The organism is Campylobacter sp. W0066.1 (assembly GCF_024723635.1).
In the GTDB taxonomy this organism is placed as follows: domain Bacteria; phylum Campylobacterota; class Campylobacteria; order Campylobacterales; family Campylobacteraceae; genus Campylobacter_D; species Campylobacter_D lari_C.
The window spans coordinates 1-697 of record NZ_JANQCW010000049.1 but is presented as its reverse complement, the minus strand read 5'-3'; the positions used below and the strand labels follow the sequence as shown (position 1 = coordinate 697).

1 protein-coding gene is annotated in these 697 nt (G+C 23.2%); it reads left to right on the top strand.

Annotation, left to right across the window (positions count from 1 at the left end; all coding sequences use genetic code 11):
• The first annotated feature begins 42 nt into the window (after window positions 1–42).
• A complete protein-coding gene (locus CAMP18497_RS08220) occupies window positions 43–597 on the top strand; it encodes a hypothetical protein (RefSeq protein ID WP_072236164.1) in 555 nt (184 codons plus the stop codon).
• Window positions 598–697: the final 100 nt, after the last annotated feature.

Sequence of the window (697 nt, the reverse complement as noted above, 5' to 3'; positions counted from 1 at the left end):
TTGTCTTATGAAAAAACAGAGAAAATTAAGAGGAGTTAATAAATGCTAGAATTCTTTGTTAATCTTTTAATATTTATTCTTATATTTTTCTTTTTTGTTTTTATATTTTCTATTATTTTATATTTTATCTTTAAAATTTTTTATAAATTAAAAAATAAAACAAAAACTATAAATTTTAAAACAATATTTAAAAAATTTACTTTGTTTCTTTTACCTGTATATCTTTTATTATTCTTAGTAGGAGGATGTTCTTATAAATATATGGATCCGCAGTATTATGAGTTTAAGAGCTTGTGTTATTTTAATTTGGGAAAAGTGTTGATTGAGGATGAATCTATAAAGAATAAAACGAATATAATAGTGACACCTAAAAGTAAGCAAATAAAAGATAGGATAGTGGAAACTAGATTTGAAAGAAAAAATGAAAACCAAGTAGTGTATTATCGTATTAATACATATTTTTATGATAATTATGGTATATTCTTGAAAGGCGATGAGGGTGCTGGATTATATTTTAGATATATGGAAGTATTAAGTTGTAAGAATATTGACAAAAAATTTAAGAAAGATGACTGGCAAGTTGAAACTTTGGAATAACAAATGAGCAAAAACATTAAAACACAAGAAGCTAAATTAGACTTAATCACTAAATTTTTAGACTATGCTAATTGTGCAGATGCTAGTTATGCTATGTTGC